Annotated in this window: 15 protein-coding genes and 1 riboswitch; of the genes, 9 read left to right on the top strand and 6 right to left on the bottom strand. The window is 72.5% G+C overall.

Annotated features, from left to right (window positions below):
* Positions 1–18 precede the first annotated feature (18 nt).
* From MXD95_RS09345 to MXD95_RS09335, 3 genes are all read left to right on the top strand, one after another.
* Positions 19–3,339, top strand: coding sequence for a hypothetical protein (locus MXD95_RS09345; protein ID WP_250640157.1), 3,321 nt, complete (start codon positions 19–21; stop codon positions 3,337–3,339).
* A gap of 450 nt (positions 3,340–3,789) precedes the next feature.
* Positions 3,790–5,379 (top strand): PP2C family protein-serine/threonine phosphatase, encoded by a 1,590-nt coding sequence (locus MXD95_RS09340; RefSeq protein WP_250640156.1) that lies wholly within the window; start codon positions 3,790–3,792, stop codon positions 5,377–5,379.
* The gene (locus MXD95_RS09335) at positions 5,376–7,304 is read left to right on the top strand and encodes an NAD-binding protein (protein ID WP_250640155.1); all 1,929 of its coding nucleotides are present in this window, start codon (positions 5,376–5,378) and stop codon (positions 7,302–7,304) included. Before MXD95_RS09340 ends, MXD95_RS09335 begins: the two co-directional genes overlap by 4 nt.
* A gap of 57 nt (positions 7,305–7,361) precedes the next feature.
* Here the strand turns inward: MXD95_RS09335 and MXD95_RS09330 are convergent, their stop codons facing one another.
* Both MXD95_RS09330 and MXD95_RS09325 read right to left on the bottom strand, forming a co-directional pair.
* On the bottom strand, positions 7,362–7,754 hold the full coding sequence (locus MXD95_RS09330) for an SCO5389 family protein (RefSeq protein WP_250640154.1): 393 nt from the start codon (positions 7,752–7,754) through the stop codon (positions 7,362–7,364).
* A gap of 322 nt (positions 7,755–8,076) precedes the next feature.
* Positions 8,077–9,813 (bottom strand): hypothetical protein, encoded by a 1,737-nt coding sequence (locus MXD95_RS09325; protein WP_250640153.1) that lies wholly within the window; start codon positions 9,811–9,813, stop codon positions 8,077–8,079.
* A gap of 2 nt (positions 9,814–9,815) precedes the next feature.
* Here MXD95_RS09325 and mptB point away from each other — a divergent pair, with 2 nt between their 5' ends.
* The gene (gene mptB, locus MXD95_RS09320) at positions 9,816–11,780 is read left to right on the top strand and encodes a polyprenol phosphomannose-dependent alpha 1,6 mannosyltransferase MptB (protein WP_250640152.1); all 1,965 of its coding nucleotides are present in this window, start codon (positions 9,816–9,818) and stop codon (positions 11,778–11,780) included.
* Here mptB and MXD95_RS09315 read toward each other — a convergent pair.
* Positions 11,698–13,167: a hypothetical protein gene (locus MXD95_RS09315; protein WP_250640151.1), complete on the bottom strand. Its 1,470-nt coding sequence runs from the start codon at positions 13,165–13,167 to the stop codon at positions 11,698–11,700. The genes mptB and MXD95_RS09315 overlap by 83 nt on opposite strands.
* Positions 13,168–13,362: 195 nt before the next feature.
* Between MXD95_RS09315 and MXD95_RS09310 the strand changes: the two genes are divergently transcribed.
* Positions 13,363–14,619, top strand: a complete 1,257-nt coding sequence (locus tag MXD95_RS09310; RefSeq protein ID WP_250640183.1) for a Glu/Leu/Phe/Val family dehydrogenase — start codon at positions 13,363–13,365, stop codon at positions 14,617–14,619.
* Positions 14,620–14,703: 84 nt separating this feature from the next.
* Here the strand turns inward: MXD95_RS09310 and MXD95_RS09305 are convergent, their stop codons facing one another.
* Entirely contained in the window at positions 14,704–15,081 is a 378-nt protein-coding gene (locus tag MXD95_RS09305) for an RNHCP domain-containing protein (protein WP_250640150.1), read from the bottom strand.
* Between the two features lie 354 nt (positions 15,082–15,435).
* Between MXD95_RS09305 and MXD95_RS09300 the strand changes: the two genes are divergently transcribed.
* The 3 genes from MXD95_RS09300 (at position 15,436) to otsB (ending at position 17,415) form a co-directional block, all read left to right on the top strand.
* Positions 15,436–15,789, top strand: a complete 354-nt coding sequence (locus tag MXD95_RS09300) for a DUF3263 domain-containing protein (RefSeq protein WP_250640149.1) — start codon at positions 15,436–15,438, stop codon at positions 15,787–15,789.
* Between the two features lie 7 nt (positions 15,790–15,796).
* Complete coding sequence (locus tag MXD95_RS09295; protein WP_250640148.1) at positions 15,797–16,456, top strand: LytR C-terminal domain-containing protein; 660 nt, start codon at positions 15,797–15,799, stop codon at positions 16,454–16,456.
* Between the two features lie 89 nt (positions 16,457–16,545).
* Positions 16,546–17,415, top strand: a complete 870-nt coding sequence (gene otsB, locus MXD95_RS09290; protein WP_250640147.1) for a trehalose-phosphatase — start codon at positions 16,546–16,548, stop codon at positions 17,413–17,415.
* 47 nt (positions 17,416–17,462) lie between these two features.
* Here the strand turns inward: otsB and MXD95_RS09285 are convergent, their stop codons facing one another.
* Both MXD95_RS09285 and MXD95_RS09280 read right to left on the bottom strand, forming a co-directional pair.
* A complete protein-coding gene (locus MXD95_RS09285; RefSeq protein ID WP_250640146.1) occupies positions 17,463–18,974 on the bottom strand; it encodes an alpha,alpha-trehalose-phosphate synthase (UDP-forming) in 1,512 nt (503 codons plus the stop codon).
* Positions 18,975–19,277: 303 nt separating this feature from the next.
* Entirely contained in the window at positions 19,278–20,075 is a 798-nt protein-coding gene (locus MXD95_RS09280; RefSeq protein ID WP_250640182.1) for an HAD family hydrolase, read from the bottom strand.
* A 238-nt stretch (positions 20,076–20,313) separates the two neighbouring features.
* Positions 20,314–20,433, top strand: a riboswitch (SAM riboswitch).
* 7 nt (positions 20,434–20,440) lie between these two features.
* Here MXD95_RS09280 and thrC point away from each other — a divergent pair.
* Positions 20,441–21,718, top strand: coding sequence for a threonine synthase (thrC, locus tag MXD95_RS09275; RefSeq protein WP_250640145.1), 1,278 nt, complete (start codon positions 20,441–20,443; stop codon positions 21,716–21,718).
* The last annotated feature ends 657 nt before the right edge of the window (positions 21,719–22,375 follow it).

The following is a 22,375-nucleotide window of genomic DNA, read 5'->3' as shown; positions in this document are numbered from 1 at the left end:
GATCGGACCCGATGCTTCATGATCGGCGATTCGACCGCGCTGACTCGTGCCGGCTGGTCACCCGACGCGAGCCGCATCGACCAGGTCGTCTATGTGTGGTCGCGCCATCCGCGAACCGGCGCCCAGGGCTTCTTCCCGGTCGCCAGCTCGCTGGGATCGGCGACCGCCAGATCCTGGGATGACCTGCCCGCAAGCCAGTTGCTCGCGCAGGACGCCCTGGCCGACCATGCCACGGCGTCCCTGGCCTATGTGGTCGGCTCGCCCGCGCAGGTCGGCCCAGCCCCGGGTGCCATGGCCGACGTCTCGGAGCGGGCCGCGCTCGTGCACCGCATCCGGGTCCCGCGGCGCAGCGGGACCGGCCCTGGCCGCCTGCGGGCACACGTCCTGACCGGCCGGGCGGACTACCTGACCGAACGGGTGGCCCTCGCGCTGCACGCGGCCGGGACCGGGCGGGCCGACTCACCGCGCACCTCGACCCGCCTCGCCCCGTTGCACCTGGCCGACCTGACCACGACCCGCCGGACCGGCGAGGGCGCACTGCGCCAGGCCGCCCGGGCCACCGCGCGCCGGCACCGACTGGCCAACGTGATCGCTTCCGTGCTGGTCTCGTCCCGCGCTGGCCAGCCTTTCGCGATCTCACACACGGGCAGCGACGAGGCGGTGACCTTGATGTGGGCCCTGGTGGAACTGCTGGAGGATGTCCTCCCCTACCGCCTGACCTTCGCCTCGCGCATGACGCCGAGTTTCGCCTGGGACGCGGCTGACGAGCAGGCCGGGCGAGCCGGCGAACCGCCCAGGGGCACCGCCTACGCGAGCGAAGGCGCCCTGCACCAGGGCTTCCCACCGGGCGAAGCGGGGCTCCTACCAAGGTTCCTTCTCGCCCCGCGACCGCCGACCGCCGGACCCGGCACCGAGCAGACGATGATTCACGTGGATCCACGCATCCATCCGGCGGCCCCGCTGATCGTGCTCGAAGCTGCCCGGGTCCTGGTGGACGTTTACGGCCACAACGGGATGCGTGGGGTCGCCACCCTGCTGGGCCGCGGCCGCCTGGAACCGTTCGACCTCGAGGAGCCCGAGCGGTGGAGCCAACGCCTGGTCGCCGCCGCCCGCACGAGTGCGAGGCCACCTGCGCCGGGTCGGACCATCCCACCGCCGACGCCCCCGGCCAGACACGTGCCGGCCGCCGAGCACCGTTGCCCGCAGACGCGGGCGGTCGGTGAGTACCTGCGCGATGCCTACACCCAGATACTCGACGGGCACGGGTCCGACGACGGCCAGGCGGCAGACCCCAAAGGGCCGGATCCAACCCAGCTTCTGATCACCATTCTGACCGCCCCGATCGGCCTGCCCCCGGACCTCCCCGGCGCCGATCGGCTTCGGGGACAGTTGCGCCGGCTCGCCGGTCTGCTGACCCGACCGGCCGAGATCGCTTCGCGGGAATCCCGACCGTCACGGGCGCCGGACCGCTCTGGCCAGTCGGCCGGCCGGTCAACGCCGGCCGGTCCAGCAATGCCAACCAGCTCGCCAGCACCGGCCAGACCGGCGGCCTCCGAGATCGCTGCCGCGGTGATGGCCCGAGTCAGGGATGCTGGCCCGTCCCGACCAGACATGAGCACCGCCGCGGCGGAGATCGCCGTTCTGGAGGCACAGCGGCGCGTCGAGGCTGCCCTGGTCACCCTCGCCGACACGCTCGCATCCCTGCGTGGGCCCTCGCCCGCGCGGACCGTCTGCGAATCACTGGACGAGGCCCGTTCGACGCTCGAGGCAGGCCTCACCACTCTGTTCACCGCCTACGGGCTACCCGCGTCGGCCGACCAGGCCCGTCGCCTCACCGCTCGGACGCTGGACTCCCTGCGCCCGGGCCCCCCGACGCCATGGCCTGCCGGGCAGCCCCACCTGGCCGGCCATGGCCACTCTCCCGCTCAGGCGAGTACATCAGGCCAGCCCGCGTCACCCGCTCCCGCGGATGCCCACGGCAGCGACCGTGCCAGGGAGGGTGCCGTGGGGAGGGACACCGCCCACGGCACCCTCCCTGCCCACCAGGCCGCTTGGACACCGGTCGTCACCGCGCAAGGGGTCACCCGCCCGGCGCCACGCACGGGCTGGACGCCCGCGACCGCCGCGGAGTCACCGTCCGCTGCCGTCGTCCGGTTGATGCGGGAGACCCAGGCATGGGGAGCGGATGCCTTCCGGCTGTTCATCCTCTACGTCCCGGACTGGTCCGGCGCGCACGACCTGCGCCAGGCCGTCCTTGCCACCGGGGTGGGGCCGTTCTACCGCCGGCTGGACGCCGCCGGCGGTTCCGGTGCCGACCCGGGACATCGGCCCGCCGTCATCCGGCGCCTGCTGGACCTCTACTCCCGTGGTGGAGCGCGGCCGGCCGCCGGACCCGACGTGGATCTGCAGAATCTGTGCACCGAAATCGACGCTCGGCTCGCTCCGGGCGGGCCGCGAGATGCGCTCCCTGGGTCGCACGCCGCTTTAGGGGTGCGACCCGATCCGGCCGCGGCGTTCCTGGCCGCCTGCGGCCCGGGACGGCCAGACGCCGCACGGGCCTTCGGACTCCTTGCCCAGCACGTGCCCGACTGGAGCGCGGACCAGGACCTCTATCAGGCCCTGTGCCGCTGGAGAAAACATGATCATCGGGACGGCGGCTCCTGGCCGGGCGGAGCGCGGTTGGCGGCCGCGGCGGAGGAGTACTTCCGTCAGGCTCTACAGGGCGCCCACAGCGAGACCCCTGGGCCGCGGCCGGCCGATCTGGAACGGGTCACCCGCCGCCTGATCGCGCTGTACCACCTGCCCCGATCGGACGAGGCCCCCTCGGACGAGGCCCGGCTGGACCAGGACCGTCCGAGCCCGGTCAGTCCGAGCCACGCCCGACAGCCCTCGCCCGCCCACGCCGATGGCCACCCCCACCTCCACCCCGGCGCTGGCTCCCGCACCAGCACGGGCGAAGCCTGGCCCGAACAGGCCCGGTCTGACCGGTTCGGGCCAGAACACTCCTGGCACGACCAGGCGTGGCACGACCAGGCGTGGCAGGCGTCGGCAGCAGCGTCGTCGGGGCCCACCATCGCGGCGCACGCCCGCGGCGCCGGACCTGATCCACGGGCCACGCACAGCGGTGATCGCGACCGTACGACCGGTGTCGACGCTCCTCGCCTGCCGACCGCCGGGGATCTGACCCGCGCCGTCGAAACCTGGATCGTCGCCGCCGTCGCCGGTCGCGGCCCGGACCGGCGACGGCGCCGCGCCTTCGGGCTGCCCGGACTGCCATTCACGCCCGCCTTTGTCACGCCCGCCTCGGCCGCCTCGGCCGGCCACCCGGCCGGGCGGTGAGACCGTGCGCTGGCACACGGCGAGGCGAGGCCGGGCGGACCCGAGGTCTCGTCCGGACGCCCGACGCGCCGTCGACGGCCGCGCCGGGACACGGGACACGGGCGGCCGCGCCGTATTGGCGCCTGGAGAGTCGCCGTCATACGGTTCGCTCTACTCGGGATCGGGTGAGTCTGGAACAATGACCTCAGGCGGCGTCGGGCCGCTACCGGCGTTGGACCCACTACCGGCGACGGCCCCGCGACCTACGTGGGACCTGCCACCGCGTGGGCCTGCACTCCGCGCCGGGCCTGCACTGTGCGTCGCGCTCCCCGCCCGCGTCGAACCCGCGCATCTGTCGGTGTCGCGACACTCCCGGGGTCTGCGGCGTGGCAGTGCCTTTGGGTATGAAGGAAGACACCCGGCGACACGTCCGACAGCGTGATCGTGACTGGTACGGCGAGGACGGAGGCCATGGGTAGCTCGCTGGTGCCAATCATGCTCATCGTGGTGCTGCTGGTGGCCCTGGTGGTGTTCCTGGCTCTCAACAACCGGCCGGTGCGCCAGAACGGCCAGCGTCGAGGCCATGGTCTGGATCGGCAGCGTCATCCGTCCGGGGCGGTGCCGATCCGGGAGGCCGCCGGCGCGGCGCCACCCCCGGCCCCCGCCGACGACGAGGTGCTCGCCGAGCAGGACGCGGCGCCCACGGCGTCAGTATCGACCGGCTCGTCCAGTACGTCCCGCATGCCAACCATTTCGGGGAAGCTCGATGCGTCCGGAGAATCCGGCTCGTCCGACGGGCCGGACGAGTTTGACGCCGCGTTCGCCCCGCCGGACCACGCCGACACCATGGTGACGCACCGGCCCGGCGGCGACCATGGCGCGTGGGACGGCCAGGACGGCCAGGACGGCCAGGACGGCCAGGACCGGCCCGAACCGCAGGGCCGCCACGGCGGGCAGAACAACGGGGGCGAGGACGCGGGCTCACCATGGGGAGGGGATGTGGCCGCGCAGGAGCCATCAGGCGGGGATGACGAGGGTCGCGATCCGGATGCGACCGGCTGGACGCCACCGCCGGCCGGGCCACCGCGCCAGATCCCTTCCTACGACGACGATCGACAGAACGCGACCCGCTACTTCGACCCGCTGACCGGCGAGAACCCCCTGGTCCCGCCCCTGACCGCGCGGGTCGCGCCGCCGGCACCGGCCAGCGCGTCGACCGCTGCGTTCCAGCCGTCCTCGGTCGCGGCCGAGCCGCACTGGGAGAGCTCGCACGAGGCCACGACGCTGCCCACGGGCCCGGCCCGTCCGCCTCGGGAGCAGGCCGCGGACCTCATCGCGACCGAGCCGGAGCAGACCACGGCCGCCCCGCTGCGGCTGGCCGCAGCCGGACGCACCCGGCGGGGCAAGCGCGGCGGGCCCAACGAGGATGCCTTCGTGGTCGTCGATGGCCTGCTCGCCGTCTCCGATGGTGTGGGTGGCGAAGCCGCAGGCCAGATCGCTTCGACGCTGACCGTCACCACCGTCGCCGGTTTCCGGCCGCAGTATGCCGAGGATCCACTGGTCGGCCTGCGCCGCGCGGTCGAGCGAGCCAACCGGGAGGTGCGCCGACGCGCCCGCGAGGAGCCGACCTGGCTCGGTATGGCGTGCACCCTCGACGTCGTGATTCTTGGCCGCCAGCAGAGCACCGGTGAGTTTCTGACCGTCGCCCATGTCGGGGACAGCTCGGTCTGGCTGCAGCCAGGGCGCGGCCGGCCCCGGGCGCTCACCACCCCGCACGCGATCCGCAACGGGCCGCTGCTCAACGCCGTGGGGCTAGCTGACGAGATCGAGGCCGACATCTTCTCCGAGCCGGTCCGCGCCGGCGACCGGGTGGTGCTGGCCAGCGACGGGATCACCAAGGTGATGCGGCCGGAGCAGCTCGATGGCCTGCTCAGCGAGCTCGGCTCCGAGCCGCCCGAGCGCGCCGCCGACGCGCTGGTCGAAGCTGCCCTGCTCGCCGGGGCCCGTGACGACACCACCATCGTCGTCGCCGACCTGGTGTCCGAACCCGCCGGACGGTGACGTCCGGCCGCCAGGGCCACCGGCCGCACCCCGCGGCGGCGGCGCTTGCCCTGACCGGCCGGCTGGCACGGTGGCTGCGACATCATCTGCTCGCCGTGTTCGCCGTGCTCGGCGTGGTGGCCTTCGCCCTCGGCCTGGTCGGAACATACCGGCATTTCCATGCCAATCCCGAGACGTTCACCTGGTCGAACGTGGTGTTCTTCGCCGCCACGCTGTTCATCGCCGACGGGACGGTCTTCCAGGATCAGGGGCAGTACCCGCTGCCGCTGGAGATCGCCCGTTTCCTCGCACCGATCGCCACGACCGTCGGCGTCGCCGATGCCGTGAGCACCGTCTTCGCACAGAGGTTCGAGCGATTCCGGGCCCGCCGTGCGCGTTACCACGTGATCGTCTGCGGCAGCGGACCGACGGCGACCGCACTGGTCGACCGGCTCGTCCGGTCCAGACGGGTGGTGCTGGTAGCCGAGGACGCCCAGCGGGAGTACCCGGACGCGGAGCTCCCCCCGGGCCTGTTGCGGGTGATCGGCGACCCGGTGGAGCCACTCGTCCTCGCGCAGGCAGGCGTGGCCCGGGCCGATGTGGTCTACGGCTGCCTGCCGGAGACCTCCTCCAATCTGGCGATCGCGCTGGCCGCCCGACGTCTTGCGGCCACCCGATGGGACCAGCCACTGCGCTGCCTGGCCCAAGTGGGCGATCTCTCACTGATCCCGCACCTGCGGGCCCGCCGGATCGGCCTGAGCGACGACGCTGGCTTCCGGCTGGACTTCTTTGCCGTGGAGGTGCTCGGCGCGCACGCCATGCTGGCCCGGCACCCGCCGAGCTGGGCGGCGGCGGACAGCACCATAGGCCCGCCTCCGTCACCGGCACCGGCACCGCTGGTGGTCCTCGGCCTGTCCGGGCTCGGCCGGGCCCTCGTGCTGGAGCTGGCGCGCCGCTGGTCGTCCTACGCTGGCCCGAACGGGCCCCTCCTGACCATCGCCGTGTCTGACCCGGCCGCCACGACCCAGCTCGCCGCCTTGCGTTCCCGCGAGCCAGCCCTGGCCCGCATCCAGCTCACCGCCCACGACACGCCAGGCGGCGAGCTGACACAGGCCGTGCTCACCGCGGCCGGATCCGGCCGGCCGGACGGGCCACCCAGGCCGGATAACCCGGACGGGCCAGACGGATCCGGCCGGCCACCCGAGTTCGTCTATGTCTGCCAGGACGACGAGGAGCAGGCCCTGCTCTGCGGGCTCGACGCCGCCCAGCTGGTCAATGACCGGTTCGGGGTCGGCCAGAGCGCCATCGTGGTGTGCACGGACCGCCAGCGCAGCCTGCAGGAGGTGTTCGGCCAGCCGACGTCATCGCGCCAGACTCCGAGCACCCCCCGCCCGCTGCTCGAGGACCTCCAGGGAGGCGTGCGGTTCTTCGCCGTGAACGACGAGGCACTGCCCATCGATCTCGGCGACACCGATCTCATCGAACGGTTCGCGCAGGCCACCCATACCCGCTTCCTGGTCTCCGAGCAGCTGCGCGGCGCCCAGCTCGGCTCCCGCCGCTCGATGGTTCCCTGGGACGAGCTACCCGACGACCTGCGCGGCTCCAACCGGGACCAGGTCGCCGGCTTCGGTGAGATCCTGCGCGCGCAGAACCTGATGCTGCTGCCGGTCGGCGCCGCCGACACCGACTTCGCCTTCACCGATGCCGAGATCGAACGGCTCGCCCCGCTGGAGCATGAACGGTGGCTCCTGGAACGAGCCAACCAGGGTTTCCGCCTGGGCCCGATCCGCCAGGAAAGCGGCTCCGAGCGCCGCCACCCGGCGATGGTCGACTGGCGGGTGCTTCCCGACGCCGACCGGGAGCGCGACCGCGAGGTCATCCGCACCATGCCGTCGATCCTCGCCCACGCTGGCCTGCGCATCGTCCGCCTCGACGATCCAGCCTGACCCCACCCGACGACCGCCCGACAACCGAGCGGCGACCGCCCGGTCAGCCGTCAGGTCTCAGCAGTTGACGAACCCCGGCTGCTGGTTGAGCAGCTGACCCGTCACCGAGACGAACCGCTTGTGCTCGGGACCATCGACTGCGCTCGGACGGAACGCGGCCACCCGATGGCAGTTCTGGAATGCCAGGGCGACTCCGAAGCGTCGCTCCAGCGCCCCCCGGATCGAGGTGCTCGCCATCGCCCGCAGCAGCTCTCCCTGCGCCCGCTCGTCCGGCGGCGGCACCTGGTTGTCCACGAACACTCCCGCCGCCGAGGGCAGCTCCCCGGCCAACCGCTCCACCAGGGCGTACGCGTACGGAAGGGACTCGCGCACGCAGTCCAGAAACTCGGGCTCACCGACCTGACCTCGCTCGGCGGCCGCGAGCAGTTCAGGGGACACGGTCAGGGACATCGCAACCTCCAGCACATCGGATCCGCGCCGTCGACGACCGTCGACGACCTCGCCGCCCAACATCCGTGGACCACCATCCGTCGACCGGCAAGGCCACTCTGACCGAAATGAAAACCGTTGTCAATATCATCAAGTGGCGCGTCGACGGCCAGATCATCACGTCGGCGTCACATTCCGTGGCGGGCATACCGGATCCGGGCGGACTCAAGATCTAAAGAGGTCGCGGTGGGGGTGTTCGCGTCCGATTTGCCCCCCACGACGACCTAGTTGGCCGGATCTTGCTCGACCGCCCCTCGCGGAAGGTGACGGTCTGGGGGCGCCGTCAGGCGACGCGCTGGTCTACGGGGCAGTCGAGGGCGCTGGCCCGGGTCAGACCGTCGACGGAGAGGCGGGCGGTGAGACGGACCGGGCCGGGGGACTCGGTGACGATGCCGGTCCAGCCGCCGGCCGCACGGAAGACGCAGGCCTGACCCTGGGTGAGCTGCCAGTAGGGGGTGTAGTGCACCAGCACGGTGGCGATGCCGGGGGCGCGGAAGTCGACGCCCACCGAGCTCACGCCCAGTTCGGTGAGGCTGGCCGGGCCCTGCACGAGCCCAGGTGAGTCCTTGACCAGCCAGACCTTCCAGTGGGCGTCCTGCCAGGCAAGGTCAAGGTAAGGCAGTCCGGCGCGCAGCAACGTGGCCTCCGCGACGGCGGACGGGTCGAGACTGACGTCGGGCAGGGCGACGTAACGGATACCGCGAGCGAGCAGCCAGCGATGGTAGGTCGCGGCGTTCAGGGTTCCGTCGTAGAACAGGGCGTTGTACTTGCTGTCCAGCTGCCGCAACCAGCCGCGCGCCATGGGGACCGACGGGGCGACGTAGCGCGCCTCCCAGTGTGCCTGGGTGAACGGTACCTCCACCCGGCCCGCCGGCACGGGGGTGCCGCGATCGAGATAGTCGAGCAGACCGGTGTAGTAGCTGGCCTTGGCGGACGGGTCGCCACGGGTGAGCAGGGCGCCGTGGATGGGCCCGATCTGCCAGCCGATCAGCGGGACGGCCACGACGGCGAGCACCCGGCGCCGGTCGGCGAGCAGCAGCGCCGCGGCCGGCCCGGCCAGCATCGTCGCCGGGCGCGTGATGTTGCCGCCGATCTGGGTCTGGACGAAGAAGAACACCGTCGCCGCCGCCGCCCACAGCAGCAGGCCGTGCCGGATCGCCCGGGCGTCCTTCGGCACCACCAGCAGACCCACACCGATCAGCGCGAGCAGCGAAAGGTAGGTCACGGCGGGGAAGGGCTGGTAGCCGTTCTCGGGGAAGGCGAGCGCGACGATGATGCCGGCGAGCGCGCCGACGAACGGGACGATGCGGCGCCAGCCGATCGTCGGCAGCAGCGCGGCCCCGACGAGCAGCACGAATCCGGCGGCCAGCGGCGAGGCCAGCGACGAGAGCACCGCGCCGGCCCAGGCGAGCCTGGTCCGGCGTTCCCGGACGCCGAGAAGCGCCAACGCGCCGAAGGCCATCCCGAGCGCGAACGGCATCCGCCCGACGACCAGGTTCGACACCGTGGCCACGGCGAACCAGACCAGCACCAGGTCATGACCACGGCGGACCCGCGGCCCCCGCAGCAGCCGGGTGACGATCACGGTGGATGCCAGGCACGCCAGCGCCCCGAGCAGCTCGGCTCCGAGTAGCGCCCCCAGCGGGGGAAACAACACGCTGTACCCGGGTATCGTGTGACCGCCGTACCATTGATCGTCCCAGAGGACAGGTCCCCCGTGGCGGAACAGCCACACACGGTATTCCTGGGCGGGCGTGTCGGGACCGGTCACCCGCAGCAGCAGGCACAGCAGGCACAGAGCGGCGGTCACCGTCCACGGCCAGCGGCGGACGATCGCGGCCACCACGAGCAGCCCGCGGACGAAACGCCCGCGCTGCCGCGGCGGCTCAAGCGCAAGGAAAGGGGTCTGGGCAGGTGGAGCCGACGCGGGGCCCGAGGGCGCCGCATCCGCGGCCGACTGCTGATCGACCGGTGCCGACGTCGCGTCCAGGGGAGGGCCGGTCGAGGCGAGGGCAGTCACGTATGTCCTCCCCAGCCATCGCCGACGGTCCGTCCGCCGCGCTCCACCGATCATCTCCCGGCGTCCCGCCCGCGAGCGAGCGCCCGGTGACGCCCAGAATGCCGACGGCGACACCGACGGCGACCCCGACGGCCGCTCCCACCCGCCCCCGCCCGACCACGAAGCGCGCCCCGGTCGGGGTCTTCAGGCTGGTCATCGCGGGTGCCATCGCCGCGGTCACGGCCATGGTCACCGAGGGACGGCTCGGACCACGTGATCCGAACGTCACTGACCCGACATCCTGGTGGGGAATTCTTCCATCGGCACCACCGGGCGAGACCACGAGGGGCGTCCTGGCCGGGTTGTCCGCGCTCGGCGTCATCGCCCTGTGTCTGTGCTGGGCCGCGCTGGTCCTCGCCATGCTGGCCGGGCGGGTGACGACCCGCACCGGGCTGGTCGCCGCGTTCGTCTGGACCCTCCCCTTCGCCGTCGGTCCGCCCCTGTTCAGCCGGGACGTCCACGCCTACGCCGGTCAGGGTGAGCTCGCCCGGCTCGGTCTGGACCCGGCCACGCACGGGATCGCGACCCTCCTGACCTCAGGCGCGGCGGACGGATCGGGGCCGACCTTCGTCCGGGCCGTCGATCCGCGCTGGACGCTCACCCACAGTCCGTATGGCGGGGCCGCCGTGGCACTGGAGAAGGCCGCCGCGGTGGTGGGCGGCGGCCCGGCAGGGACGGTCGTGGCGCTGCGGGTGCTCGCCGTGATTGCCGTGCTCGGCCTGATCCTCGGCTCCCTGCTGCTGGCTGGCCGCGCGCCCGGGCGGCGGGCCGCCGTCGCGGTACTGGTCGCGGCCAACCCGGTGGTCGCCATCCATCTCGTCGGCGGCGCCCATCTCGACGCGAGCGCCGCGGCGCTCGTCGTCGCCGCCCTTCTCCTGGACCGTGCGGGCGCCCAGCAGGGCCAGACCGCGACGGCCCGGCTCGGGACCGCCACCGCCCCAGCACCCGAAGCGGCGGGCGACACCACGGTCGACCCGCAACGCCGCACCGGGCTCGTCGCCAGCCGGGCCGCGCGGTGGCGGCCGATCGTGGCGGGCGCCGGGGCGACCGGGCTCGCCGCCCTCGCCGCCAACGTGAAGGCGACCGTGCTGCCGGTGGTCGTCTGGCTGCTCGTCGCCCACCTGCTCCTCGCTCGGCGGAGCGCGCACCCAGGGCGGGCCGGGGCGGTGCGCCTTGTCGTGGATGTCATGGCCGTCGCCGTGGCCACCGTGCTGAGTAGCCTCGCCGCGGGCTTCGGGCCCACCTGGATCCACGCCCTGTCCACTTCGGGCGCCCTGAGCACCGGCATCGCCCCCGCCTCGCTGCTCGCCTACGCCGCCGATCCCCTGCTCGACCTCGTCGGCATACATCCCGTCACCGCAGTGACGCTACGGGTGACGCGCGGACTCTGCCTGGTCGCGGCAGCGGTGGCCCTCGTCCTGCTGGTGGTGCGCGCGTGGCGTCACACCACCAGCACCACCACCAGCACCACCGGCTTCGGCCGGTCAACTCCCACGCTCGCCCGGCCCGATCTGGCCGTGATCGGCTACGGCGGGCTGGCGGTGGCGCTGGCCAACCCGGTGGTCTATCCCTGGTACCTGGCGACCTGCCTGCCGGCGCTGGCCATCCTCGCCGCGATGTTCGCCGAGCCCGCGGCACCCGCCGCATCTCCCGGTGCGGTCACGACCCTGGCCCGGGAACCGGTCCGAATGACAGACCGCCCCCGGTTCGTCGCCTCCCGCGTCATGGGCTGGACGCTCTGGGGGACCGTCGTGGTGTCCGTGTGGCTGTGCCTCGCGACCCTGTCGCCGCTGGCCGCGACCTGGCACCTGCTCGGCGCGGGCGGGTTGGCGGCGCTCGCCGTGATCATGCTGCTGGCCCTGGCGGGCGCCGGCCGGGCAGTGGTGTCGGCTCGGCGGCGGCCCGCAGCGCCCACCAGCACATCATGATCATTCCCAGGTTGCGCGCCACCAGCAGCACACTGAGCACGATCCGGCCCTGGACGACGTCGTTGTACCGCCACGGATAGATCACCTGGGACACCAGCGCGACGGCGACCAGCGCTGTCGCCAGCCGCCCGGCGGGACGCCCGGACCCCCAGGGCCTCGTTCCGGGGCCGTCGGCCGCAGGGCCGACGGCAAGGCTCGCGGCCACGAGCGCGAGCAGCCAGACCAGGTACTGCGGGCTGAGGACCCGGGCGGTCACGACCACCACGAGGACCAGGGCGAGGCCCCGCTCGGCCAGCGTCGCCGCGGTCGCCCCCGGGGTCGGCGCCCCCTGCGGCCGGCGCACGGTCCACAACCACCACCAGGCCACCGCGAGGATGATCACCGCCGCCTCGGCCAACGAGCAGGCCGTCGCGACCGCGCGGGCAAGGGGCCCGTCGAACTGCAACGATCCGTAGGAATACCGCGGGCCCGGCCCACCGGCCATGTGCGCGAGGACGAACGGGGTCGCCGCGACCGCCTCCACCTGCAGCCCGCGGGCCTGCTGCGCACCGACGAAACCGAAGGCGTCCCGCCACCACCCGCTCGCCGCCAGCACCACGCCGAGCACCGTCGCCGCACCCAGCATCCCGCCAACCAGCCGCCGCGGCCCCGCCCATGACCAGGATCCCGCGGCCCCTCTCCCGGCGGCCTCGGGCATCGACCGGCCAGTACCTCCGGCGCCCGGTCCGCGGGCCGGGCGGGGCACGGCGACCAGCAGAAGCACCGGCCAGACCTTCAGCAGCACCCCGACGCCAAGGTGGAATCCCGCCCGGCCGGGGCGTCCGCGGGCCATCGCCAGCACGGTGCCCATGGCCGCGGCCGCCGGCAGCAGGTCGAACCGGGCCAGCACCACCGGGCCCAGCGCGGTGATCCCCGCCACCCAGAACATCGCCGCCGCCCGCGTGCGGCGATTCAGCGCGACGGTCACCATCCCGTCGACGATCAACGCCAGCCCGACGAACGCCACCCGATAGGACAACATCGAAAGTGTGTGCACGAACTCCGGCAGGACGAACGCGACCGCGGCCGCGGGCGGGTACTGCCACCGGTCGTCGCCGACGGGCAGTCCTCCACCGTGACCGAGCGCGTGCGCCCAGCCCGCATAGATCCGCAGGTCACCCTGCACGTTCTGCTGGGCACCGAAGGTCTGACCGGTCAGCACCAGGACGGTCAACAGGGCGCGCGTGACCAGCCAGGCGGCCCAGAGCCGGGCGCCCGCGCGACGCTCCGAGCCCGGAGCACTCCGGGCTGTGGCGGGCCCGTCGGCCGGGGGCGCCACGGTGCCGGACCGGCCTGCCAGGGGCGGCCGGCTCGACCCTGGCAGGCAGGCCGACGGGTCCACACGCACGTCCGCGAACGTACCCGGGCGTCGCGATGCGCGATGGCTCACCCCGATGCGCTCGGCGGACTCCCCTCGCCGTCACCTATTGTTTGCGCCATATCGAGTCACTGCCATGGCACGCAACGGAGCTTGCCGTGGCCGTCGGACCGGGCGGCGCGTCCGACGGCGGAGGGTGGCTCGAAACGCGCCGTGGAGGTGCCTGTGATCCTCGGATCCGGCTCAGCATGGGACACGGCCTGCGTTCAACTGGCGAACGCGGCTCGGCATCTGGGCCTCGACGACGGACTGCACGAACTGCTCCGCACGCCCCGACGGTCGATCACCGTCAGCGTTCCGCTGCTACGCGACGACGGGCAGCTGATGGTGCTGACCGGCTACCGCGTCCAGCACAACCTCGCCCGCGGCCCCGGCAAGGGCGGCATCCGCTACCACCCCAGCACCGACCTCGATGAGGTCAAGGCGCTGGCGATGTGGATGACCTGGAAGTGCGCGCTGATGGGGATCCCCTACGGCGGCGCCAAGGGTGGCATCGCGGTGGAGCCGGGGATGCTCTCCCGGCAGGAGCGCGAGCGGATGACCCGGCGCTACGCGGCCGAGCTCGTGCCGCTGATCGGCCCGGAGAAGGACATCCCGGCACCGGACGTCGGCACCGACGAGCAGACCATGGCCTGGATCATGGACACGTACTCGACGCACACCGGCCATACCGCCACCGGCGTCGTGACGGGCAAGCCGCTGTCGATCGGTGGTTCCGCCGGCCGGGCCGGGGCGACCAGCCGCGGCGTGCAGCTCGCGGTGTTCGCCGCGCTGCGCCAGACCGGCCGCGACCCGTACGCGACGACGGTCGCCATCCAGGGCTTCGGCAAGGTGGGCGCGCTCGCCGCCCAGTACCTGCACGACGCCGGCTGCAAGGTCGTCGCCGTCTCCGACGTCAAGGGCGGCGTCCACAACCCGCAGGGCCTCAACCCGGCCGCGCTCATCCACCACCTCGCCGAGGGCGCCGAGACCGTCGTCGGCTTCCCCGCCACGGACAGCATCACCAACGACGACCTGCTCGAACTGGATGTCGACGTGCTCATCCCAGCGGCGCTCGAGGGTGTGATCACGGTCGAGAACGCCGACCGGATCCGGGCCGGGATCATCGTCGAGGGCGCCAACGGCCCGGTCACCGCCGAGGCCGACCGGATCCTCGAGGACCGGGGCGTCCTGGTCGTGCCGGACATCCTCGCCAACGGCGGCGGCGTCGCGGTCTCCTACTTCGAGTGGGTGCAGGACATCCAGGCGTATTTCTGGTCCGAGGACCAGGTCAACGACCGGTTGTCAGCCCTGATGGAGCGCGCCTACGGCGAGGTGGCGATGCTTGCCACGACACAGGGCATCAGCATGCGCAGCGCCGCCCTCTGCATCGGCGTCAGCCGGGTCGCCGACGCGCACCGCACCCGCGGTCTCTATCCCTGATCCGGGCCGGTACCGGTCGCCAGGTTGCCGGGGGCACGTGCGGTCAGGGCCACCGACCGGACGTGCCCCCGGCAACTCGTGCGGCTACCCGTTCTCGCCACGCGCCCTGCGAGCCTCACGGGGCTCACGGGGCTCACGGGGGCCGGTGCGAGTCACCGCATCGGCAACGGCGGCAGCCACCGCCAGCAGGGCGTCCCCGTCGTCCGCCGGCGACGTGCGGCATCGACGACGGGTCCCGCACCGTTCGCAGGCGTGGGTGAGCACCGTGTCCTGCGCACGGAACTCGACGGCCACCGGCCGCATCACCCCGCCGCAGGTCTCCGCCCGGTCACCAGGGCTGCGGTCGAGGTGACGCGAGCACAGGCAGCGGGGGCAGTGGTTGGTGTAGCCGTCACCACGCACGTCCAGCCCGCACACACGACAGGTGAAGTCCTCACGCAGGCGGGTGAAACGGCGGCTCACCGCCTCAGCCTAGTTATCGCCTCACGGTGACGTCCGCCCGGTCTGTCCCTGTCGCCTGTGCTCGCGCCGGTTCCACGGAGCCGGCAGAGCGGAGCCGGCAGACGGGTGGCCGCAGGCGCGTGATCGCGAATCATGTGGCCGGCGCGTGGGTGACCGGGGGGTCTTTGGCCATGGCATGTTTCACCGCGATGTTTCCGTGGCCGAGACGTGTGTGGCCGGGGAGTGTGTGCGCGGGGGACGAGCGGGGATGTCGGACCCACGGGGTGAAATAGTGGGCGTCGCACCGTACCGGTCGTGGCGTATCCAGGCCCGGTTGTGTCAGTCATCCCGGCCGCGTCTCGAGGAGGTCGCGCTGTGCAGGCCGCCCCCCTGCCCCCGGAGAGGTCCGAGCGAACCGGACCCTCGCCCGACCCACAGGCCACTCCCGCGCAGGCACCTGATGCGCGGGGCGCGGGCTCGCGGCTGGCCGAGCGGGACACGCGCATCCTTGCTTTCGAGCAGGGCTGGTGGCGCCATCCCGGTGCCAAGGAGGAAGCGATCCGGGCCGAGTTCGGCCTGTCCTCCACGCGGTACTACCAGATTCTCAACCAGCTGATCGACACCGAGGCGGCGCTGATCTCCGATCCGATGCTCGTCCGTCGGCTTCGCCGGTTGCGCGACCAGCGCCGGGCAGCCCGAGTCGGTCGACGCGACCGGGACGAGGAGTAGGCCGCGCATGACGCATGGCACAGGCGCAGCGGGGCGGCAGCGAGCGCCGCAACGGCGGGCGTCGCGGCTGCGCGGGGTGTGGGCAGGCCTCATCGCGATCCTCGCGGTGCTCGTGGGCATCCTGGTCGTCAATCTCATCAACGGCAAGCCCGACGGCAACGACCCGACCAGGCCGGTTGCGGCCGCCACCCGAACCCCTTCCGGTGCCGACCTCGGCTCGTCCGGCGCCGCGAAGCCGTCGGCGACCCGCCCGGCGACGCCGACACACAGCTCGAGTCCAAGCCCGAGCCCGTCCACCACGCCGCCGGCACTGCCGGCCTCCGCGCCGCCCGAGCGCCCCGCGTCGAGTCCCTCCGGGCTGCCGGGGGCCGCGGTCACCACCCCGATCACGGTGCTCAACAAGTCGACCATCAAGGGCTTGGCTGAGTCCACCGCGAAGCAGCTCACCGAGGCCGGCTTCCAGGTCTCCCGGACCGGCAACTTCCAGTCCACCTACAACGTCCCGGTGCCGACGGTGTTCTACGCCGACGACCAGGAGGCGGCCGCCCAGAAGCTCAAGGACGCCATCCCCGGCATCCAGAAAATCGTCCCCCGGTCACAGACCCGCATCGTCGTGGACGACCCCCTGATCCTCGTCATCACGCGCGACTTCCCCGCCGAACCGTAAAAATGATCGCTGATCGTCCCGCTGTGATGTCCCACGGTGGGCATGTCCGCCGGATCTCGACCATTTCGACTTCGACCTGGGAAGGCCCCGTGACCGAATCCACCCGCCACGAGCCCGCCTCCGACCCGCACACGCCGCCCGCCCCCCGCACCCCGGCGGGCGGAGCAGGTCTCGCCGCGCTACTGACCGCGCCCCGGCGCGCCCTGGTCGCCCTCGACTACGACGGCACCCTGTCCCCGATCGTCGCTCGGCCCACCGACGCCGTCCCGGCGCCGGGAGCGGTGGAGGCGCTGCTCGGAATCTCCCGGCTGGTGGGCACCCTCGCCATCATCACCGGCCGGCCGGTGGACGCGGTGCTGGAGCTGACCGGCGTCGAAAAGCTGACCGACCTCGGCGAACTGGTCATCCTCGGCCAGTACGGACTGCAGCGCTGGGATTCCCAGACCCGAAAGGTCACCAGCCCCGACCCGCTGCCCGGCGTCGCCGCCGTGCGCGCGGCGCTGCCCGGGATGCTGCGGGACGCGCCACCCGGAACGGTCGTCGAGGACAAACATCACGCGCTGGTCGTCCATGTGCGTCGTGCGGCCTCCCCGGACGCGGCGCTCGCCGCGCTCACCCCCGCGCTCACCACCCTCGCGCAGGAACACGGCCTGGAGGCCGCCCCCGGCAAACGGGTTTTGGAACTACGGCCACCCGGCCACAACAAGGGCGGTGCGCTGCGGGAACTGGTTGCCGTCCGCGGATCCCGGTCGGTGCTGGTCGCCGGGGACGATCTCGGTGACCTGCCGGCGTTCGACGCCGTCGACGAACTGAGGTCGTCCGGTGTGCCGGGGCTGGCGGTGTGCAGCGACAGCCCCGAGGTGCCCGGCATCCTGCGGGAACGAGCGGATCTTGTCGTCAGTGGCCCAGCCGGGATGGTCTCGCTGCTCGAGGTTCTGATCGAGCGCCTGGGCGGCTGACCGCCTCGGCTGGGGTCCAGCCCGGCCTGCCAGCCGGACGGCGGTGCTCAGGAGCCGGAGGCCAGGGCGGCGAGCTGGTCGGTGAACCAGGTGCGCGGGGGCAGCCGGCCGGCCACGCCAGCGAGCTCCGCCGCCCGTCGGTGCCGCTCGGATGCCGGCATGACCAGCGCGGTGTGCATCGCGGCGGCGGTCGCCTGCACGTCGAACGGGTTGACCACCAGCGCGGACCGGCCCATCTCGGCGTGCGCCCCGGCCTCGCGGGACAGCACCAACACCGCGTCCTGCCGGGACAGCACCGCCCCCTCCTTCGCGACCAGGTTCATCCCGTCCCGGACGGGGTTCACCACCAGGACCTCAGCCAGTGACAGTGCCGCGATCGAGCGGGGATAGTCGTCTGTCACCTCCAGGCGAAGCGGGCACCAGTCGCCCACGGCGAACTCGTCGTCGATCTCGGCGGCGAGCCGTCGCACCGAGGCGGTGTACTCGCGGTACTCGGGCAGGTTGTGCCGCGAAGGATAGGCACAGACCAGATGCATCACCTTGCCGCGCCACTGCGGCCGGGTACGCAGGAGCTCACGGTAGGCCAGCAGGCCCCGCACGATGTTCTTGGACAGCTCGGTCCGGTCGACCCGAACGATCAGCCGCCGCCCCCGCGCCAGCGCCGCGAGCTCGGCCGCCCGGCTGGCCACGTCCGCCTGCCCCGCCCGCTCCCGCAGCTCGCCGGCATCCACCCCCAACGGGTGAACGCCGACCCGCACCGTGCGTCCGCCGTCGACACGCACCTGACGTCGCCGGACCTCGATCCCGGGCAGGGCACGCACGCACTGTTCGAACGCGTCGGCCCAGTCATCGGTGAGGAATCCCAGCCGGTCCGCGCCGAGCAGCCCACGCAGGATCTGCTCGCGGACGTCGTCGGGCAGGATGCGGAAATACTCCGGCGGCGCCCACGGGGTGTGACTGAAATGGGCGATGCGCAGGTCGGGACGCATCCGGCGTAGCTGCCCGGGCACCAGCATCAGGTGATAGTCCTGGACAAGCACGCTGGCGCCGGGTGCCGCCTCCTGGGCCAAGGCCTCGGCGAACATCGCGTTGTACGCCTCGTAGCCGGCCCAGTCCTGGCGGAACTCCGCGCCGAACACCGGCTGTGCCGCCGGCGCGTAGAGCATATGTTGGATGAACCACAGCACCCGATTCGCGATCGCGTTGTAGGCCCGGTCGAAAATCGGCGGATCGACGTCGAGAATCCGCACCGCCGCCCGGCCGGTGTCGAATCCGGCGCGGTCCAGCCGGCCGTCCGGTGCCCGGCCCGCCGCTCGCCGGTCGGCCTCGCCCAGCGCCGCGCACACCCACACGATCGGTTCCGCGCCTGGTGGCGCGTCGGCGGCTGCCTGGGCGAGGCCGGACACCAGGCCGCCAGCCCCACGCCGCAGCTGCAGCTCGCCGTCCGGACCGCTGGCGAAGGCGACCGGCCCCCGGTTCGAGGCGACGAGGACCCGCGCCGTCCCGGCGGGATCGGTTCTCGCGGGCGTGCTCTGCGTGGCTTCCGGGCTGCGTTGCACAAAGCGGAGAGTAGGCCATCGACGCTGGCCAGAAAGCCAGCTCCGCACCGCGGCCTCCCGCCGACCGCGCGAATGCGGCACCGAGGTGACGATGGCCCGCCCGGCAGGTGTCCGCCACTCGTCCGGTCGGTGGCCGTTGCACGGAAACCTTCCGCCGCTATGCCCGACCTGGTATCGCCATCCGACCGGGCCGTCTGGCGGATGTGCGCGACGACGTTCCGGCCGTCGAAGCCCAGGCGTCGAAGCCCCGGGGCCGTCGTGTGCCAGGAGTTCTGAAGGCCTGGAAGCCTGAAGGCCTGGAGGTCACGAGGTCAGGGCGGTGCGTACCGCGCTCGCCCAGCCCGCGCCGACCGGTCCGGCCTCGACGGTGACGTTGTCGTACCTCGGCAGCAGCCCGGTGATGTGTGGATGCCGCAGTGCGTTCGCGACCAGGTGCATCCGCCCCACGGACGTGGCCATCTCCAGGTCGCTCGCCGAGTCGCCGATCGCGATCGCCTCGGCCGCGGACAGCCCACGACGCTTGAGATCGTAGGCCACCGCGTCGCCCTTGCCGACCCCGGCGGGAACCAGATGGTAGACGTGCGGCGGAGCACCGAGCCGCGGCATGTGCGCCGGCGAGATCAGCCCGTTGTCGCGCATGCTCAGCCAGCCGAACCCCGCCTCGGCAAGCCAGGCGTCCACCTCGGGCACGTCGATCCGCCCGCGCAGCATGACGTCCACCTCCCGCCCCGCGTGCCAGGGGGTGTGCAGCTCGAGCTGGCCGGGATGGCGTTCGATCAGCCGATCGAGCAGCTCGGGGGGGACCCGGTCGAACTCGGGCGGCATCGCGCCGCGCAGGATCTCGCTCTCGCGCCCGTGATTCCAGCCGACGATCGCGCCGAGTTCGCCGATGAACCCGTCCGCGCCGAAGATCTGCGCTGCCTCGACAAGCTGAGGCCGGGTCCGCCCACTCACCAGGACCAGTTTGATGCCCGCCGTGTGCAGCTCGGTGAGCACCCGTGCCGGCTCCAGGGTGACCTCCCCGCCCTCGGCCAGGAAGAAACAGCCCTTGGGGCCGACCATCGTGCCGTCAAGATCGGTGTAGACGACGCGAACACTCACTGTCATGAACCCCCTGGTAGACGGACGGCGCTCTGTGGCACGCTGCACTACGGGCCGGGCGGCTGGTGCCCAGCACCCGATTCCGGTGCCTGATGTCCGCTCCCAGGCGACCGGCGCTCCGGCCGTTGCGCCAGGCCGGACCGGCTCCAGGCCGCAGCCGCGCCCACGTCGTGAGCCGCGAAACATCGGTGCACGATCTCCCACACGCGGTCTACAGTACGGACAGACAACTTCATCTGGCTCATCCAGAGGGGCAGAGGGAACGGCCCAGCGAAGCCCCGGCAACCACCCGCACGTCAGGCGTGCGCGGCAGGTGCTAATTCCGACCCGTGGCAAGTTGCCATGGGAAAGATGAGGAGCTTTTCATGACTCTTGCGCCCGAGCGCGCCAACGCCTCCGTCACGGGCAGCGCGAATCCCGCCGTCGGGCTGTCGTGTCGCCACTGCGGAGCCACCTATCCGCTCTCCCCGACGCACGTGTGCGTGGAATGTTTCGCCCCGCTGGAGATCGCCTACGACCCTGACCTGCTGCGCCGGGTCACCCGCGAGTCGATCGAGGCCGGCCCCCAGAACCTGTGGCGCTATGTCGGGCTGCTGCCCGCCGGGCACGATCCGGCCCGGCGGGTCTCGCTCGGCGCCGGATGGACGCCGCTGCGCCCCGCGCCGCGCCTGGCCGCCGCGCTTGGGATGAAGACGCTCTACGTCAAGGACGACAGCGCCAACCCCACCCACTCGTTCAAGGACCGGGTTGTCTCCATCGCCCTGTCCGCCGCCCGTGAGCTCGGCTTCACCACCGTGGCCTGCGCGTCCACCGGAAACCTCGCCCAGTCCGTGGCCGCGCATGCTGCCGGCGCCGGCCTGCGTTCGGTGGTTCTCGTCCCGCATGACCTCGAGGCCGGCAAGACCGTCTCGACCGCTGTGTACGGCGGCACGCTGGTGGCCATCCAGGGCACCTACGACGACGTCAACCGGCTGTGCAGCGAACTCGCCGGCGAGTACGAGTGGGCGTTCGTCAATGTCAACGTCCGCCCGTTCTACGCCGAGGGTTCCAAGACGCTCGGGTACGAGGTCGCCGAGCAGCTCGGCTGGCGGCTGCCGCAGCAGGTCGTCGTGCCGATCGCGTCCGGCTCGCTGCTCACCAAGGTGGACAAGGCGTTCGGCGAGCTCGGCAAGCTCGGTCTGGTCGAACCGACCCCGTACCGCGTCTACGGCGCCCAGGCCGCCGGCTGCAATCCCGTGGCAGCTGCCTTCGCCCGCGGCAACGACACCGTCGCACCCGTGCGCCCGTCGACGATCGCCAAGTCCCTGTCCATCGGTAACCCCGCCGACGGCCCGTACGCGCTGGACGTCGCCCGCCGCACCGGCGGCGCCATCACGGACGTCACCGACGCCGAGATCCTCGATGGCATGCGCCTGCTCGCCCGCACCGAGGGCGTCTTCGGCGAGACCGCCGGCGGCGTCACCGTCGCGACACTGCGCCGCCTGCTGCGCGAGGGGCTGCTGGACCCTGCGGCCGAGACCGTCATCTACAACACCGGTGACGGCCTGAAGACCCTGGACCCCCTGGTCGAGACCGGCGGCCCGACTGCGACGATCAAGCCGTCCCTGCGCGCCTTCGAGGCCGCCGGTCTAGGCGACGACTAGGCGGTCGCGCCCAGTTCGCCAGTTCGTCGGCGACGCCGGCCCCGTTCCGACTCCCCACCGCCGAGACCCCCCACCCGAGCAGTGGGTGACGGAGTGCGACGGCGGGCGCGACTGAGACGCGTAACAGGTGCAGCGCCCCAGGCGGTCCAGGCCTGCGGCGGCGCGAGCGTTGCGGGGTGGATCGGCGGCACGAGAGCGGCGGCGCGAGCGTTGCGGGGTGGATCGGCGGCGCGAGGGCGGCGGCATGCGCGGCGGCGGGAGAGCCGTGGGGTGGGTCGGATTGGGGTGCCGAGCGGATGAGGTGTCGCGCAGGCGACAGGGAGCTGAAAAGGTGAGGTGCGGACCAGGGAGCCGGGCGCGCCGGACAGGCGCGCGCTTGCACTCTCACAGGGTGAGTGCTAAACAGGAGCTGGCACTCTCTTGCCGGGAGTGCCAAGGCTGAACGACGAGGCTGCCCAGTCCGCAAGGCCGTCATGGTGGTTCGTCAGCACCGGGCCGGAGCCGACGGGAGCCGTCCGTCGCGGGCGTCGTTGCGGCCAGGCCATCGAACCTGCCATCCCACTGGGAGGACCCAGAAACCATGCCGAAGATTATTGCCTTCGACGAGGAGGCTCGGCGCGGCCTGGAGCGCGGCATGAACCAGCTGGCCGACGCTGT

Source organism: Frankia sp. AiPa1, assembly GCF_023243075.1.
GTDB lineage: Bacteria > Actinomycetota > Actinomycetes > Frankiales > Frankiaceae > Frankia.
Note: the sequence above shows the minus strand (reverse complement) of the source record. Positions and strands in the feature narration are given on the sequence as shown.